This is a genomic window from Domibacillus aminovorans (assembly GCF_001643235.1).
Lineage (GTDB): Bacteria > Bacillota > Bacilli > Bacillales > Domibacillaceae > Domibacillus > Domibacillus aminovorans.
Genome location: NZ_LQWY01000073.1, coordinates 88922 through 106429, shown reverse-complemented (window position 1 = coordinate 106429; position 17508 = coordinate 88922). Strand labels below are relative to the sequence as shown.

Annotated in this window: 19 protein-coding genes; 1 reads left to right on the top strand and 18 read right to left on the bottom strand. The window is 43.5% G+C overall.

The window, feature by feature from the left end:
- Positions 1 to 8: 8 nt before the first annotated feature.
- The 12 genes from AWH49_RS18430 to prsW form a co-directional block, all read right to left on the bottom strand.
- Complete coding sequence (locus tag AWH49_RS18430) at positions 9 to 734, bottom strand: hypothetical protein (protein WP_063966884.1); 726 nt, start codon at positions 732 to 734, stop codon at positions 9 to 11.
- Positions 735 to 748: 14 nt separating this feature from the next.
- Positions 749 to 952 (bottom strand): DUF2768 domain-containing protein, encoded by a 204-nt coding sequence (locus AWH49_RS18425; RefSeq protein WP_018393798.1) that lies wholly within the window; start codon positions 950 to 952, stop codon positions 749 to 751.
- Between the two features lie 18 nt (positions 953 to 970).
- A complete protein-coding gene (locus AWH49_RS18420; RefSeq protein ID WP_063966883.1) occupies positions 971 to 2020 on the bottom strand; it encodes an NAD(P)H-dependent glycerol-3-phosphate dehydrogenase in 1050 nt (349 codons plus the stop codon).
- 20 nt (positions 2021 to 2040) lie between these two features.
- Positions 2041 to 3351 carry a ribosome biogenesis GTPase Der gene (der, locus tag AWH49_RS18415; protein WP_026221682.1) on the bottom strand — a complete coding sequence of 437 codons (1311 nt, stop codon included), beginning with the start codon at positions 3349 to 3351 and terminating at the stop codon, positions 2041 to 2043.
- A gap of 118 nt (positions 3352 to 3469) precedes the next feature.
- The gene (fni, locus tag AWH49_RS18410) at positions 3470 to 4540 is read right to left on the bottom strand and encodes a type 2 isopentenyl-diphosphate Delta-isomerase (protein WP_063966882.1); all 1071 of its coding nucleotides are present in this window, start codon (positions 4538 to 4540) and stop codon (positions 3470 to 3472) included.
- A gap of 15 nt (positions 4541 to 4555) precedes the next feature.
- A complete protein-coding gene (gene rpsA / locus AWH49_RS18405; protein WP_063966881.1) occupies positions 4556 to 5695 on the bottom strand; it encodes a 30S ribosomal protein S1 in 1140 nt (379 codons plus the stop codon).
- Between the two features lie 93 nt (positions 5696 to 5788).
- Positions 5789 to 6382 carry a lysophospholipid acyltransferase family protein gene (locus AWH49_RS18400; RefSeq protein ID WP_034285975.1) on the bottom strand — a complete coding sequence of 198 codons (594 nt, stop codon included), beginning with the start codon at positions 6380 to 6382 and terminating at the stop codon, positions 5789 to 5791.
- The gene (gene cmk / locus AWH49_RS18395; protein ID WP_018393804.1) at positions 6379 to 7053 is read right to left on the bottom strand and encodes a (d)CMP kinase; all 675 of its coding nucleotides are present in this window, start codon (positions 7051 to 7053) and stop codon (positions 6379 to 6381) included. Before cmk ends, AWH49_RS18400 begins: the two co-directional genes overlap by 4 nt.
- A gap of 83 nt (positions 7054 to 7136) precedes the next feature.
- Positions 7137 to 7805, bottom strand: coding sequence for a flagellar brake protein (locus AWH49_RS18390; RefSeq protein WP_082862948.1), 669 nt, complete (start codon positions 7803 to 7805; stop codon positions 7137 to 7139).
- 102 nt (positions 7806 to 7907) lie between these two features.
- Positions 7908 to 9239 (bottom strand): germination protein YpeB, encoded by a 1332-nt coding sequence (gene ypeB / locus AWH49_RS18385; RefSeq protein WP_063966880.1) that lies wholly within the window; start codon positions 9237 to 9239, stop codon positions 7908 to 7910.
- 11 nt (positions 9240 to 9250) lie between these two features.
- Positions 9251 to 9967: a spore cortex-lytic enzyme gene (sleB, locus tag AWH49_RS18380; protein ID WP_063966920.1), complete on the bottom strand. Its 717-nt coding sequence runs from the start codon at positions 9965 to 9967 to the stop codon at positions 9251 to 9253.
- A 146-nt stretch (positions 9968 to 10113) separates the two neighbouring features.
- Complete coding sequence (prsW, locus tag AWH49_RS18375; protein WP_018393808.1) at positions 10114 to 10782, bottom strand: glutamic-type intramembrane protease PrsW; 669 nt, start codon at positions 10780 to 10782, stop codon at positions 10114 to 10116.
- Positions 10783 to 10857: 75 nt separating this feature from the next.
- Here prsW and AWH49_RS18370 point away from each other — a divergent pair, with 75 nt between their 5' ends.
- Positions 10858 to 11811: an asparaginase gene (locus tag AWH49_RS18370; protein WP_063966879.1), complete on the top strand. Its 954-nt coding sequence runs from the start codon at positions 10858 to 10860 to the stop codon at positions 11809 to 11811.
- A 13-nt stretch (positions 11812 to 11824) separates the two neighbouring features.
- On the opposite strand, the gene AWH49_RS18365 is transcribed toward AWH49_RS18370, so the two are convergent.
- From AWH49_RS18365 to AWH49_RS18340, 6 genes are all read right to left on the bottom strand, one after another.
- Positions 11825 to 12802 carry a YpdA family putative bacillithiol disulfide reductase gene (locus tag AWH49_RS18365; protein WP_018393810.1) on the bottom strand — a complete coding sequence of 326 codons (978 nt, stop codon included), beginning with the start codon at positions 12800 to 12802 and terminating at the stop codon, positions 11825 to 11827.
- A gap of 74 nt (positions 12803 to 12876) precedes the next feature.
- Entirely contained in the window at positions 12877 to 13776 is a 900-nt protein-coding gene (locus AWH49_RS18360; RefSeq protein WP_063966878.1) for a MerR family transcriptional regulator, read from the bottom strand.
- A gap of 51 nt (positions 13777 to 13827) precedes the next feature.
- Entirely contained in the window at positions 13828 to 14592 is a 765-nt protein-coding gene (locus AWH49_RS18355) for a metallophosphoesterase (protein WP_082862947.1), read from the bottom strand.
- A gap of 32 nt (positions 14593 to 14624) precedes the next feature.
- Entirely contained in the window at positions 14625 to 14906 is a 282-nt protein-coding gene (locus AWH49_RS18350) for a hypothetical protein (protein WP_018393813.1), read from the bottom strand.
- An 80-nt stretch (positions 14907 to 14986) separates the two neighbouring features.
- On the bottom strand, positions 14987 to 16429 hold the full coding sequence (locus AWH49_RS18345; RefSeq protein ID WP_034285987.1) for a RecQ family ATP-dependent DNA helicase: 1443 nt from the start codon (positions 16427 to 16429) through the stop codon (positions 14987 to 14989).
- A complete protein-coding gene (locus tag AWH49_RS18340; protein ID WP_157723781.1) occupies positions 16426 to 17475 on the bottom strand; it encodes a YpbB family protein in 1050 nt (349 codons plus the stop codon). Before AWH49_RS18340 ends, AWH49_RS18345 begins: the two co-directional genes overlap by 4 nt.
- Positions 17476 to 17508 lie beyond the last annotated feature (33 nt).

Genomic DNA, 17508 nt, shown 5'->3' with positions numbered 1-17508 from the left:
TGACTGAGTTAGTCAGACTTCCTGCCGTTCATAAAAATAGGCTCTCCCTGATCGTCCACTGTGTACGGGACAGAGTACGCGGGTACGAACGGTGATGATTTCACGAGTAATGAACGGATATCTTCACCTGGCTCTAGCTTTTCCTTCGTTTCCTGCAGTACGGCATATAAATCGGCCGCATAATCAATATACAACGTTCCATCACCACTCATAACAAGCGGCAATTGCTTCTGTGAATATGGACTAGTCACATGTGGTTCTTCTTTATAACCAAGTTCCTTAAAATCAATCGAATACACGTTATCAGCAAGTGTCTCTTTAAATGGCGGATACTTATGTGCAATTAATCGAATATTAATACTTTGAATTTGCTCGGCAATGCGTAAGTCAATTAATTTAACGGTTGGATCGGTTTCTACATCCACAAGAACATACTGGTAAATACCACCGCTTTCAAACGCATTTCCTGGCGGTTCTTCCATATATTGCGGTGAAATTTTGCTGAAGTCAATCGGGTATTTTTCATATATATCCGGGTCGTCTTCTTTTGTTTTAATCGGCAAAATCCCATCTTGTTCCAATTGGAATTGATCAACTGCTTCCTGCACAGCCTCCAATTGATCTTCGTATGGCACTTGATTTTGACTGCGGTTTTCATCGGGATATAAACAGCCACTTAAGAATAATACCGCGGTCATCATCACAAAAACAACTGTTTGATTTTTTTTCTTCATCGCACGATACTCCTTTACAGACCAGTCGGACCGCTTAATACCACATAAGCCACAATAAGACCGCCAATGACCATGCACAAATAAGCAAAAAGTGCAGTCACACCTTTTATAGCTCTGTTGTTTATTTTATAGCGGCTTACATATATCGAGAAAATGGCGACGATCATCAGCCCCATTCCGGCAAATGATATCCACATTTTGAGCATTGATGCTGACATTCCGATTCGTCCTTTCGTTTATAGTAACTCGTCCTGTTTCGCCCCGAGCACGTTAATTAAATCTTCCAGCTCATGTTTTTTCACACGGGCCATTAATTCATCAACGGCTTTTTTCGGGTCCTGCTGTTTAAATAAAATATTATACAACGCATTTGTAATTGGCATTTGCACGTCATACTTTGCAGACAGCTGGTGAGCGGCTTTCGTCGTGCGTACTCCTTCAACGACCATGCCCATATTTTCCAGTACTTCAGCAAGATTCTGGCCTTTTCCAAGCATATTGCCGGCGCGCCAGTTACGTGAATGTACACTCGTACATGTTACAATTAAGTCGCCGATGCCGGCAAGGCCCGAAAATGTGAGCGGATTGGCTCCCATTTTCGTCCCAAGCCGGGCAATTTCAGCGAGGCCTCGTGTAATCAAGGCCGCTTTTGCATTATCGCCATAACCGATACCATCTGAAATACCAGCAGCAAGCGCGATAATATTTTTCAGCGCACCACCGATTTCAACACCAATAATATCTGGATTTGTATAGACACGAAAATGCTGATTCATAAACAAATCTTGTATTTTCCCCGCAGCTTCGGACGACTTTGAGGAAACCGTCACGGTCGTCGGATGACGCAAGCTTACTTCTTCTGCATGAGAAGGACCGGACAGCACAACCACATCGCGAAGCACATTTGCGGGTATTTCTTGTTCAATCATTTCAGATATACGCAAAAGTGAATCTGGTTCAATTCCTTTTGATACGTGAACGATCGTGACAGGCGTTGTAGCTGCCTTTACGACTTCGGCAGCCACTTCTCTAATTGCCTTTGTCGGCACAGCGAGCACCACAACGCCAACATCTACAAGCGCCTCTTCTAAAGATGTTGTGCTCGTAATGTTTTCAGGCAGCTTAATATTCGGCAAATAGCGGCTGTTCATATGAGTCATGTTTATCTCATTCACTCGCTCTTCATTTTCCGTCCATAAAAAGACGTCATGCCTATTGTCTGCAAGAACGAGCGCAAGCGCCGTTCCCCAGCTGCCTGCTCCAAGTACGGCAATTTTCTCAGTCACATGAACCCCTGCCTTTCTGATTATTTTCTCGCACGTGCGATAATATGAATGGGCGTCCCCTCAAACACAAAGGCATCACGAATACGATTTTCTAAGAAGCGAATATACGAAAAATGCATCAGTTCCGGCTCATTGACAAAAACAACAAATGTCGGCGGCTTGACTGCGACCTGTGTTGCATAGTACACGCGAAGACGTTTCCCTTTATCCGCCGGCGCAGGGTTCATCGCGACTGCATCCGCAATGACATCATTTAACACGCTTGATTGAACACGCATTGAATGGCTTTCACTTGCTCGGTCAATAAATGGCATGAGCGTATGAATACGTTTTTTCGTTTTCGCGGATAAATACACGATCGGTGCATAATCCAAAAACTGAAAATGACTGCGAATATTTTCTTCGAATTCACTCATCGTTTTTTCATCTTTTTCAACTGCATCCCATTTATTCACAACAATGACTACTGCTCGTCCCGCTTCATGTGCGTAACCGGCAATATGTTTATCCTGCTCACGGATGCCTTCTTCCGCATTTAAGACGACGAGGACAACGTCAGAGCGTTCAATTGCACGCATCGCGCGTAATACACTATATTTTTCTGTCGTTTCATATACTTTTCCACGTTTACGTATACCCGCTGTATCAATCAATACATACTTCTGCCCGTTATACGTATAAGGCGAGTCAACCGCATCGCGCGTTGTGCCGGCAATATCACTGACGATGACCCTCTCTTCACCGAGAAGCGCATTCACAAGTGATGACTTACCCACATTTGGACGACCGATCAATGAAAACTTAATTGTGTCATCATCGTACGGCTTATCTTCTCCAGTAGGAAAATGTGAAACTACTTCATCAAGAAGATCACCTAGACCAATTCCGTGTGAACCGGAAATCGGATAAACTTCACCAAAACCGAGCGAATAAAAATCATATATATCGCTGCGCATATCCGGATTATCAATTTTATTGACGCCAAGTACGATTGGTTTTTTCGATCGGTATAAAATTTTTGCCACTTCTTCATCCGCTGATGTGACACCTTCACGTCCATTGACAATAAAGATAATAACATCTGCTTCATCAATGGCGATTTCCGCCTGCTGCCGAATTTGCTCAAGGAATGGTTCGTCGCTCAAGTCGATTCCGCCTGTATCAATTAAATTGAATTCATGTGTCAGCCACTCTCCAGAGCTGTAAATTCGATCACGCGTTACACCAGGCACATCTTCGACAATCGAAATGCGCTCGCCAGCAATGCGGTTAAAGATCGTCGATTTCCCGACGTTTGGTCTGCCGACGATGGCTACGGTCCGTTTCATTATTGCATCTTTCCCTTCAATGGTTCATTCATTTATTCCCGTTTTATTTATTTTGTTCAAAAGAAAACCCTTCTGCCGTGAGAAGGGGTTCAGTCATCATCTTATTTTACCAATATTTCTTTCATGAATCAAATGACGGTGGAATTCTCACCGCAAATCGATCAGGCTCACATTTACGAGTCCTCAGCCAATGATGTGTTTCACCGTGAATAACGAGCGGCACATGATGAAGGTCTGCAATCGTTTTTGCACCGAGTGCACACATCATCATCCGCATATCGTTCTTCAATTGTTCCACATATTCAATTAATGCATCTATACCATCATTTATTAAAATGTTTAATAGAAAGCCAGACATACCTGCTGCTGATGCACCGAGCGCTAGTGATTTCACTGCATCTTCAGCTGTTTGAAGGCCTCCCGATGCGATGGTTCTTTTCCCCGGTGCTCCTATTACCGTTTCTACTATAGACGCTGCCGTAGGAAGACCCCAGTTATTAAAAAACGACATTGGTTTTTCAGATCGTTGATTTTCGATCATTGCAAAATTGGTCCCGCCAAAACCGCCTGTATCAATCGCTGCCACAGGAAGTTCATTTAACAGCACAGCCGTTTCACGTCCTATGCCAAACCCTGTCTCTTTCACAATCACTGGAACGGGCACACGCTTCGAAATCAATTCGATACGCTCAGCCATTCCACGAAAATTGCGATCTCCTTCTGGCATGGCCAATTCTTGAATCACGTTTAAATGAATTTGCAGAGCATCTGCTTCAATCATGTCACACACCGCCAGCGCTTCTTCCGGTGTTGCTTCTGATCCAATATTCGCGAATATAAGTCCCTTCTTGTTCACTTTCCTTACTACCGTAAATGTATCTCGTTCTTGTGGATGACGCAGCGCTGACATTTGCGATCCTACCGCCATCGGAATTCCGCATGTTGCAGCCGTTTCTGCTAGCTGCCGGTTAATGTCAGCTGTTGTTGTTCCGCCTCCGCCTGTCATCGCGTTCACAAAAATTGGCGAACTCCATTGAAGTCCGCCAATTTCGGTTGAAAGCGATATGTCGTTGACAGAGGAGCCTGGGATGCTGCGGTGAACGAACTGAATATCATCCAGTCCGGTACCACGGCTTTGTCCCGTTGAAAGCGCATAGTGTATATGATCAATCTTTCGCTCCGCTCTGCTCAATTATTCATCACCATCTTATTTTAAGTCTTTTAATTGATCACCAAGAATATCGCCAATTTGGAATCCAGAACTTTCTTCTGGCATTTCATATGAATCATATGATTCTTCCGGTTCATGTTCTTCAAACGACTTCATGCTAAGAGAAAGACGATGCTCCTCTTCATTGGCATCCAGCACTTTTACTTTTACATTCTGCCCTTCTTCAAGCACTTCATGTGGTGTACCGATATGACGGTTAGAGATTTGTGAAATATGCACAAGTCCTTCCACACCCGGGAATACTTCTACAAAAGCACCATACGAGACGAGACGTTTCACTGTCCCTTCAAGCTCTGATCCGATCGGTGCACGGCCCGCAATATTTTCCCACGGTCCAGGTAGTGTTTCTTTAATTGACAATGAAATACGCTCGCTGTCACGGTCAATCGAAAGCACTTTCACTTTTACATCCTGACCTTCTACTAACACATCAGATGGTTTTTCAACATGCTCATGAGATAGTTGCGAGATGTGGACAAGTCCATCAACGCCGCCAATATCAACAAATGCGCCAAAGTCTGTTAAACGTTGTACTTTCCCTTCAAGCACATCGCCTGCTTGAATGTCTTCAAGCACTTTTTGTTTATTTTCTGCTTTTTCGATATCGAGAACAGCACGATGTGATAAGATCAACCGGTTTTTATCCTGTTCAAGTTCGACAATTTTAAGCTTGATCACTCTACCTTTATAATCTTCAAAATCTTCAACGAAGTGATCTTCAACAAGTGAAGCAGGAATAAATCCACGAATGCCAAGATCGACAACGAGGCCGCCTTTGACGACTTCTCTAATTTCCGCTTCAAAAATCTCACCATCTTCAAAACGACGCTGCATATCTTCCCATGCTGTTTCCGCGTCTGCTTTCCGTTTTGATAAAACGTAAAGATCATCTTCTTCTTTTGTAACAAGCAGCTCTAGCTCGTCGCCTTCTTTGACGACGTCCGATGCTTTTTCTACGTGAAGGCTTGACAGTTCACTGATCGGAATAATGCCGTCTTTCTTGCTGTCCGCGATTTGCACCTGGACTTGCTTTTCTTCGACTTTCACGACCGTGGCGCTCACTTTATCACCAACGGAGTAGTTGTTCACTTCTACCTGGTTCATATCCTCTGTCATATGTAATCCTCCTCAATACAAAACTGCTGCAATTTTTTAAAAAATTCTCTCTTCTAACTTCTTACAAACGAGCGGATTTGTCAAGTTGAAAGCTCACACAGAATGTTCCTGAATCAAGCGGCCGATTGCATTCATAATGGTTTCTGTCGCTTCTTCAGCGGAGGCTTTTTTCGCGCGGAGTTCACTCATATCAATGGGCGGACCGTATACAACTTTTAGCTTGCGACCTATTTTATAAGGACCGATGACCGCACATGGCACAACCGCTGCATCTGTGCGCAATGCAAAAAAACCTGCACCGGAAAGCCCTTTTCCGAGCTGCCCATTTTTGGAACGGGTGCCTTCTGGAAACAGACCGAGCACTTGCCCCTCTTTTAACATTTTCAAACCGCTTCGCAGCGCTTCACGATCGCTCATTCCACGTTTAACGGGAAAAGCATTTAATCCGCGCATCAGTTTGCCTGTCCATTTTGTCTTAAACAGCTCTTCCTTCGCCATAAACCGAACAGGACGTTTCGATGTTATACCAACAACAGGTGGATCAAGATTGTCGATATGGTTGGCGCACAAAAGAACCCCGCCTTCTTTTGGAAAATGCTCCATTCCTAAGACTTGAATACGGTAGACAGGCGTTAATGCTAGTTTAACCACTGTTTTTGCTACTGTATAAAGTGTTACCACCGTCATCCGATCCTCTCAATCACATTCGCCATGATCGCTTCCACTACTTGCTCTATTGTCATGAATGTCGTATCGATTTCAATCGCATCATCCGCTTTTTTAAGCGGTGACTCTACTCGTTCCGTATCCATGCGATCGCGCTCAGCAATCTCTCTTTTTAAATTCTCCAAATCTGACGAAAATCCTTTTTTAAGATTTTCTGCATGACGTCTTTTTGCCCGCTCCTCCACGCCGGCTAATAAAAATATTTTTAATTCTGCGCCGGGAAGAACACTCGTCCCAATATCTCGGCCATCCATAACGACACCGCCTTTTGCAGCCAGCTGCTGCTGACGGATCGTCATATCACGGCGGACTTCACTGTGACGAGCCACGTTGGACACGTTATTTGTCACAGCATCTGTTCGGATTGAATCGGTTACATCCACACCATCGAGAAACACATTTTGACCGTTTACTCCTTGTTTCAATGTGATTTCCGTTCCAGCAAGGAGCTCACCAAGCGCTTCTCCGTCCTCCAAATTTATGCCGTTTTGTAACGCTTTATACGTAATTGATCGATACATCGCACCTGTATCGATGTAAATATAAGAAAGCCGCGACGCCACAAGTTTTGCCGTTGTACTTTTTCCAGCAGCGGCCGGCCCGTCAATCGCAATTTGAATCTTTCTCTCCATTTTTGTCACCTCTATGCAAAAAGTTCTTTTTTATTTTAACATAGTTATGTATGGATACAAAAAAAGAACCCGCTTCAGGGCTCTTATTCTAAACCTTTTTTTCGCAATTGAAGCTGTCGCTCAAAACAAAAACGCATTAATACCTGTTGTTCCATATGACTAATATTTTGAAATTGAAAGGACGCAATGCTGCGCCCGCTCTTTTCATCCGATTGAATCCGTACGAGAGAAGCACTCAGTTCAAGATAATGATTTTCTTTATTATTCGATGGAATCACAGCATATAAACGTGCCGTTTCCCCTTCCTCTACCATAGTTGAATGTGGCAATACAACTGCTGCTCCCCCTGCGCTCATATCTTCTGTTACCGCTTTAAAAGAGGGATAGCCTTCAAACTGTACAGCGACATCGATCACCGTTTGAACACGAACGAATTTTCTTCTTTGTACGCGAAGATAATCACTCGGGCTTGGGTCATGCAACATGAGCATTGGAATTTTCTTTTCGACTCTGCCGATTACTTCCGTATGGAACATATATAAAGCGGAAGAAGACGCCGGGTCAATGAAACTGGCAGCCAACTGCATCCCATCAAGCAAAAAGACCGTCCGATTTGTTTCTATATTTACCGGATAATCAATGAAGATTTTCCCACCTTCAATATCTACGACTCTGCATCGATATTCTTCTTTATCGTTTGCACTTTCATACGGTTCAAGAGTCATTGTCAAGCCAGCTTCAAGCATTTCCATCACCACTCACTTTTCCCAAATAAGTATGCCTTTTGACCTAAAGCATCTACCCGGAAAAAATTATAATAGAAACGACTTTGGAATGCAATGGACGTTATTTAATTAATACCCTGCTTCCGCTTCGGCAAGTTTCTCAATCCGCTCTTCTTTTCCATCTTTTGCATTAATAAAAATGCGATAAGAAGCCGTCCCGTTTTCAGCTAAAAATTCATAGCATAGTACATCTTCTCCCACTTCATTTGTTACGATCGCCTTTTGCGTTTCCATGACAGTCAGCTTTGGATGAAGTTCTTTTTTCGCTTCATCCGACGTTAGTGTAGGCGATCCAATATCTCTTTCACGCTTATTTTTCCAATAGTTTTGTGCCTCTAATCCAGAGACAACGCCATTGTCAAGTGCCGTTTTGATCGTCACTGACTCTGGATAAATCAATACATCACCTTGCTTCGTCGTAAATGTAAATACGGCCGTATGGTCATATTGGGCACTATTTGTCATAACCATGTTGTCAAATCCATGTTTTTCTAAAAAGGTGGCGGCTTTTTTAGATGCATCATGAAGGCTGATTTTGCCTTTTCCGCTCGTTTTATTCACGTTGAAAGTAAGTGGATAGCCGCCTTTTTCCGTCACATCCATACTGGCTTCTTCTCCATTTTTTCCGATAACGGCCACATTATAAAACGGAATGGCTGCCCCTTTCAAATTTTTCTCCACAGTTGTCACTTCCGCATCAATGTCAAAATAGTCTTTTGCAATCGATGCCGCTTCTTCTTTCGTCACTTTATCCCCTTTCAGCCGCTTTAACTCATCGTCTGAAATGGATTTCTTCACCTGAGCTGCTTGAGAGACATCTGCTTCTGAAAATTCGGATGCTTTGTTCTCAATCGTATTGAATCCATCTATAACGGTATTATCAGTTGGTTCATCGCCTTTCGCTGTTGCATGTGCAATGTCGGTCCAACGCAAATTTTTATCAAGTACAGACATTTGTACGGTCCGCAATTCTTTTTGAATATCGGCTGCCTGGCTGTACAACGTTTCTAACTGGTTATACTCTTTATCGGTTAAAGGTTCATTATCCAAATCGCGAATAGCTGTTTTATACGTAAAATCTCCACTTGAACCAAGAAACTCTTCTGTTTTAGAAAATGGCATAAATCCGAGCGGCAGCCGGCTAATCGCATTATGCGCTTCAGAGGTAAGCCTCCATACGTCCGTCAACGCCGGTGTTAAATTCCCTTTTGAATTCATAGCCAGCGCTTCGCCAGTCCGGTCATGAATAACATCGACTTGATAGACGAGTTCATGAAACGCCTGCTGATAGCCATTTTCCGCTTCAATGTACATGGCTTCTTTTTGCCGGTACTGTGAAAAACCCCATATAGCCGTGACAGCAAGCAACAAAGTAAGAGCAGCTATTGTAAATGAACGCATCGTTTTCACTCCTATTCACAGAAAATATGTTGACCGATTTTTTTTATTTGCGGCCTTGACCAGATCCATGCGCTCGTTGCCGTATCCGGGTTAAAATAATAGAGCGCTTCACCAGTCGGGTCCCATCCATTTATCGCATCGAGTACAGCTTTTTTAGCCGTTTCATTTGGTTTCAGCCAAATTTGACCGTCTGCTACAGCCGTGAACGCACCCGGCTCAAAAATGACCCCCGACGCTGTGTTTGGAAAGCTTTCACTACCTATTCGATTTAAAATAACAGCTGCAACAGCTACCTGCCCTTCATACGGCTCCCCGCGTGATTCTCCGTATACGGCATTTGCCATCAACTGAATATCATTTTGCGAAAAACCGGGCGGTGAATTGACGGACTGCGATGTCGTGTCAGCGCCACCGTAGTAGGAAAACGACCGGCCTTTACGGAGTTGGCTTTTCACGTGTGCTTCATCATATTTCGATGCCTTCTCCAGCTTTTTTTTCGTTGCGGTCCCGGCTAGGCCATCAACCGGCAAGCCGAATGATTCTTGGAAATTTCGCAGCGCCCAATAGGTCGACCAGCCGAATACACCATCTATTGAATCACGATAATAGCCCGTATACTGAAGCCGTGCCTGCAATTCAATGACATCGTCTCCTTCTGCTCCACGCTGAATGATCTGATTGGAAAACGCGCCTACATGATGAGCTGTCAAAAGAAGAATCAATGTCATACAAACTACAGCGGCTTTTTTCCACTTTTTCATATGTGTCACCTTCCTGTTTCAATATGCTTCAATATGCTAGTAGTGTGACACGAGATTCACTGTTTTATGCACAAAAAAGACGCGGTAAGAGAGAGTCTCTTTTCGCCGCGTCTTTACGCTTTCGTCCGATGGTATATTTCCGTTAATAGATGTGCTTTTTTTACTTTTCGCAGCGCAAACCACCATAAAAACAGCATGAATGGAATGATATAATACATCCATGTCGTTTCAATAAATAAAATATAGTCAAATGATCCGTGCAGTAAAAAGGAAAGCAGAAAGGCCAAAAAGAGCATGTTCTTTTCCAAATGAATCTTTCCAAATTTCGCCTGACCAAAATAATAGCCCATAATAACACCGAATAATGCATGGCTTGATACTGGCAAAAGCGCTCTCAAAAATGCATGTTCTACACCGTGTACTGCTAAATAAAGCACATTTTCCGCTGTAGCAAAACCAAGAGACACACTCGTCGCATATACGATGCCGTCATATGGTTCATCAAAATGAGTATGACTATAAATCAAATAATATAAAATAAACCATTTCATAAACTCTTCCGGCATGGCTGCAGATAAAAACGCTTGCAAAAACCCACCGGACAAAAGCTGTTCTTCTTCAAGCACATATTGCAAAAACATGACCGGGAACGTAATAACGACGCCATATAAAAACGCCTTAGCTACCGTGGCTACCGGCTCTGTTTCATAACGGTCCCTCAAATAAAAATAACAGAGAAGCGCAAGACCTGGCGCAATCCCCGCTGAAAGAATCGGGAGCATACGCTTTTCCTCTTTTCTTTCTGTTTCTCCCATCGTATCATGAGACATGCAGATTGAAAATAAGGAGTGCACGTTATGTCGAAAAAACACATTTTATTCATTCATACAGGCGGGACGATTTCGATGAAAAAACATGCGGAAACGGGCGGCGTAGAACTAGATGGCGGTAATCCTATCGCAGACGTCATTGAGATCCCAGATGTCGATGCGGTCTATACGGTAAAAGAGCCGTTTCAAATCCCGTCTCCTCACATGACTGTGAACGAAATGATGACCTTAAAAAAACTCATCGAGCAGACCGAAGCAGATGGAGTCGTTGTGACGCACGGGACTGATACGATGGAGGAAACAGCTTATTTTCTGGACTTAACCCTTTCAGTTGACATTCCAGTCGTCATCACCGGTGCAATGCGCTCAAGCAATGAAATCGGTGCAGATGGACTTTCCAACTTGATCGCAGCAGTCAAAACAGCGGTCAGCGATCAATCGGCAAATAAAGGTGTCCTTGTCGTGATGAATGAAACGATTCACAGCGCCCAGTATGTGACAAAATCACATTCGAGTAACCTTAACGCATTTCAAAGTTTTGACGCCGGACCTATCGGTAGTGTACTGAAAACGGGCGCCCATTTTTTCAGTACACCTGCCGCTTCAGAAACGTTCGATATCGGATCAATTGATTTCACCATTCCGTTATTAAAAGCATATATCGGCATGGACGATGTTCTTATCAAGCAGCTCAGCCATTGTGATGGCGTCGTCATTGAGGCACTTGGTCAAGGTAATTTGCCTCCTGCCGCTGCACAGGCCGTCATCCAACTAATTGAATCCGGCGTACCCGTCGTCATCGCTTCTAGGTGTGTCAGCGGCATTGTCCAGCCCGTCTACTCCTATGAAGGCGGCGGCCGTACTTTAAAAGAAGCAGGTGCACTTTTTGCAGGCGGGTTAAACGGCCAAAAAGCACGGTTAAAATTACTAACTGCCTTATCCTCCGGCCGCAAAGAAGAATTACCATACATTTTCGCATAAAAAAAGGCGGGCATTAAGCCCCGCCTTTTTCTCTTTCTGCAATCGCTGTCGCAATTTCACCCCCGTGATAGCGACCATTTTCAATAAATATTTCGTTTGCATCATTGCCCGCTGCAATAACGCCAGCAATAAAAATACCGTCTACGTTCGTTTCTTTCGTTTCTTCATCGTAATTAGGCCGTCCTGTTTCTCTATCAATCTCCACTCCCATTCTCGTTAAAAATGAATGATCAGGGTGATAGCCTGTCATCGCAAAAACGAAATCATTTTTGATTGTGACAAGGTCACCATTCTTTTCATATGTAAATGAGTCCATTGTAATTTTTTTCGCTTCTGCATTAAAAACCATGGCAATTTCTCCATCTCTTACAAGCGCAGCAAACTCCGGTAAAATCCACGGCTTCACGCTCGGTGAATACTCACTGCCCCGATAAATGACCGTTACTCTTGCACCTGCTTTGTGCAGCTCCAATGCCGCATCCACCGCTGAATTTTTCCCGCCGATGACAACGATATCTGTATCAAAAAACGGATGGGCTTCTTTAAAATAATGAAAAACATGGCCAAGTTCTTCACCTGGAATCTTCATGTAATTTGGGTGATCGTAGTAGCCCGTTGCAATAATAACATATGATGTTTCGTATTTTTCTTTTGACGTATGTACATGAAATAACCCATTTTCCTGCTTCTCAACACTGGTTACTTGCTCAAATCGGTGAATACGCAGTTCTTTTAATTTTACGACTTCACGGTAATAAACGAGGGCCTGATTGCGATGTGGTTTCCGCTCTTCAATAATGAACGGCACATCACCGATCGCTAGTTTTTCACTAGAACTAAAAAACGTCTGATGGGTCGGATATTCATAAATAGCATTCACGACGTTTCCTTTTTCAATCACGAGCGGGTTTTTGCCGATTTGCTTTAATGCAATTGCCGCTGCTAACCCGCATGGGCCACCTCCGACAATAATGCAGTCTTCTTTTTTCATCACAATCGCTCCTATCCTATATTTCTCTACTCTACATTGTAGAAAAAATAGAGGGATAATTCAATTAGACACTCTTACAGCCGGCTGTTCATCCACTGATTCCACTCTTGCTGCGTCTCGCCGACAGCATAAGATTCTGCTCCATCCGGCAACGGTCCGTTCATTGCCGAACCGCCTATGCCAATTTCCATATTTGAATAAGCTGCTTTCAATTTATTTGCTAATTGGATTGTCGGCGCTATGTTGTCAAACTTTGCACAAGAAAAAAACAAAAATTTCGGCTTCACTGTATCGATCACGGTAAAAATATCCCCTTCTTTTTCTTTTAGGCTCGCGCCAAGATAAACAACTTCATAACCGAGCCGTCTGACGAACAATGTAAAAATAAGCAGTCCAAGTTCGTGCCACTCGCCTGGACCGCATACAGCGACGACTTTTGGTAAAACACCATTGTGCGGGAATGAATGCATGACCATACCGATACGTGAGCGAAGAATCGAGGTTGCAAAATGTTCGTGTGCTGTCGTAATTTCGCCTTCTCCCCATAGCTTTCCGATTCGAATAAGAAGGGGCGCGAGAATATGAATGGTCACATGATCAATCGTATATAGTGCAAATCCTTTATTAATGAGTTCCTGTGCTTTCACTTCATCAAAGCGAAGAAGCGCCTGTAAAAGCTCCTCAAACAGTACTTCTTGCTGACTCATTTCTGCCGCTTCAACATAAGTATAAGATCCCGGTTCTGTTTCGTGCTGATCAAAGATGGCAACTGCCTGACTGATCGTCAAACCTTGCTGTACTTTTTCAGAGAGCCATTTTAACTTACGAATATGCTCTTCTGTATACAATCGGTGACCTGCATCGTTGCGAACCGGTTCTAAAATGTGATAGCGACGTTCCCATGCTCTCAGCGTACCCGGCTGAATACCTGTTATTGTAGAAACAGCTTTAATGTTGTATTTTCCTTCATTCATGATGTTCGTCCTTTCCCGGTAGTCATACAGTCATTGCACGGCATGTTAAATTTAGAACGTCTCCTTTGACCGGGAAATAGTGATAAGATGCGTTTCTGCTCGGGCGCCTAGACGAAATGGAATGCCTGTCGTACCATATCCATTTGACACGAGCGCATGGATCCCATTCACTTTTTTCCATTGTCCTTTTTCGTATAATCCCCATGGCCCGAATCGAATTTGTCCACCATGCGTATGGCCGCTTAACAGGATGGCCACACGGTCTTTTTGTTGAATCTTCCGGATAAACGCTGGGTTGTGGCTCACTACTACTTTGTACGAATGTGATGGAACATTTTGAAATAGGGCCCCTTTGTCGCTCTTTCCTTTACTCAAGTCGTCTGTACCGAGTACATATACATCCGGTGCCAGCGCAGCGGACCCGTTTTTCAACACTGTCACATTCCATTCAGAAAAAATAGTGGCAAGACGGCCCCACTCTATTTCATAATCATTATTGCCTGGTACAAAATAAAGCGGTGCGATCGAAGACAGCCGCTTTATATTTTCCCGAATCCTCTTGTCTTCAACCCCGCTCTCACATAAATCTCCGCCAATGATAACGGCCTGCACGCGTCCTTGTACACGTTTAATAATAGATGAATGTATCAGTCTGCGATGAATATCTGAAATAAAAAAAAGCGCGATCGGCGCCTTTTCCGGAAATCGTTTGTCGGCTATCACAGTTTCTTTTACTTCATTGTAAAATGCTTCTTTCCACATATAAAGACCGGCTGCGGCAAAAGGGGCAGCCGCAAGCATAAGTTGTTTCAACATGATGAGCTTCCCTTCAATCTTATAAACTATTTTTAGTTTGCATCTTGTGCTGTTTCTTCATTCACTGTATCATGCTGCTCCGTAAAGACTCGTTCTACAGGCGGTTTGTCTTCTTTATATACATACACCGCCAGAAAAGGTAATGCAATAAAACAGATAAGAAGAGCTGTTAAAAGCGGATAATGACGCTTTTTTTCGCCTTTTTCTTTCACTGGCCGCTGTGGTGTCCCTTTATCTTCTTGTTGTTTGTTCTGCACTTTTTCAAGCGGCTGTTTATGTTGTTCGGCCATTTCACGATATGGGTCTTTCTTCATAACGGTTCCTCCCCAGGCTAAATCGTAAAAAGCAATTGACTATTCTTATTATACTCGACAAGAACGTGCTGGTTAATAGGTCATTTTCCCGGCAGTAACTGAGCTAGCATATTGCGCCAGTTTAGCTGTTCTTCACTGCGCCTGCTCACCGATTTGTTTTTATATATGGATAGATCAATGCCACAGCAGTCACAGCAGTGCGGCTGCTTAAGCGGCTTTTCATTAAAAAAGTGCATATAGTCGGCCCGGCGGCAGTTTGAAGAAAAAATCCATGTAAGCATTTCATTGCGTTTTTCCGCTTTTCGTGTCAGTAAATGATTCCGTCTCTCTTTCATATAAACAGCAGCATTCAGTCTTTTCTGGTTTGCTTCCTGTTTATAATGAACAGCAAAACGCTCTTGCGTCTCAGACAGCGGCGGCTGTATATCACGCGGATTCACCGAATACTCCGTCAACTGCCTAATCTGTCCGTCATCTGGAAACTCCATCGCTGCGATAAACTCATGACGCGACTCATCCCCTTGAGCATATAAAAGAATGGCAATTGACGGATTCCCATCACGTCCTGCCCGCCCAATTTCCTGTAAATAAGACTCCATTTGCGGCGGCATATGATAATGAATAACAAATCGGATATTTTCCTTATTAATGCCCATCCCAAATGCACTCGTTGCACATACAACATCTAGTTCACCCGTTAAAAATTGATGTTGAATAAGCAGGCGGTCACTTGCCTCCATCCCGCCATGATAATAAGCGGCCCTTACAATACCCGCCTGTTTTAATTGAATGACCGCTTCTTCCGTTGCTTTCCGTCCTGAAAAATAGACGATTCCCGGCTTTTTAAAAAAAGTAACGAGTTCAATAAGCCGTTGGTGCTTGTCCATCTGATTTTGCAGCGTCTCTACTTGTAAAGCAATATTCGGTCGATTGACAGAAAATACCCATTCTTTTACTGTCGGCAGATGAAGGCCTTCCCTAATATCCTGTCGTACTTTTTCTGTCGCCGTTGCGGTTAACGCAAGCGTCAGCGGGCTGCCAAGTTCATGACGAACGTCGCCCAATAAACGATAATCCGGACGAAAATCATATCCCCACTGTGAAATGCAGTGCGCTTCATCCACGACAAATAACGAAACAGTTAGCGGACACAGTGCCCCAATCACTTGCGGCAATTGAAGCATTTCTGGTGATAAAAAAATAAATTTGTACCGGTTCAGATTCGCAAGTGCCGCTGTTTTTTCTTCGTATTGCAAAAATGAATTCAACGCAATAACCCGTTTTTCCCCACGCATCTTTAATTGTTCCGTTTGATCCTGCATAAGCGATAGAAGCGGCGATACAATTAAGACCGTCCCTGGAAGTAAATAGGCTGGCAGCTGATAACAGAGCGACTTTCCCGTTCCGGTTGGCAGCATGCTTAATGTATGCTGTCCAGATAAAACCGACTCGATCGTCTCACGCTGTCCGGGACGAAACTCTGCAAAACCAAATCTCTCATGAAGCACATTTTCTACGTTCATACCGATTTCCCGCTTTCTTTCGCCAGTACGAGTCGGATTTGAAAATAAGAATGATCCGGTAGTTTTTCTTTTAATGGCTTTAATTGACGGTTTGAAACGAGCCTTGCTGCTTCAATGACCGCTGCTTCTTTTTCTTCTTCAATAAACGGGCGGATCGAAAATGATGGATCATTCAACGCCAGTTCAACAATATGGTCTTCAATCGTTGCTTTTTTTAGCCGCCTGCTTGCAGCAATTTGATCTATTGTCATCGCTTTTTTCAAGTGATCCGCTGTCTGGCGTGCCGATATTGTCAATGTCACCGGATCATGTATATCCATCACGACCGCCTGCAGCAAAGGGGTCCCCGACATTGATTCTGTTATATTTTTGATCATCGAATGGAGAGCATGAAGAAATCGGAACCAGTATTCTGTTTCTTCCATTTCAAGCCTTTCCGCTGCTTGCGCAATCGTTTTACCAGTCTGTTTATGACCCGAAAAACGGATGACAATACACTCAGGCTGTTCTGGAAGTTGTCGAAAGAGACAATCAAGTTCACTATACAGACGGGGTGAGAGTTCTTTTTTTGAACATGGCATATAGGTTAAAAATCTCTTCACCCATTCAAGGATTCTGTCATCACGTGTCACCGGATAGTAAGACGAATCACCGTAAGTAAGATGTGACGCTACCTGAACAAGCAGCTGTAGTCGACTAAAAAAAACAGAGGCCGTCCCAGAGAATTGCCATCCCGACAATTCGTTAAACGAACCTGTCTGCTGAAAAAGGCGATTCATATTTTCTACTCCTTCTTGTGTAACAAATGGGCGCTGCAAATCACCCGTTATATACGCTTTTTTTATAAGGCCGTTCATCATTGTTTCAAATGAAGAGAGCGTTAAGAAAGGAGCAGTATGAAACCATTTCGTTAATTGGTATAAGTGCGCATCTTGAATCGTCTGCGCGGATTTTTTTCCTTTTAGTAAATGATAAACAGACGATGATGTGCGTTCTCCTTCTACAGCCTTTATAGCATTTACCATAACCGCCTCTAAACACCTCACACACATCACCTCTTCCTTTTTACTTTATTGTAC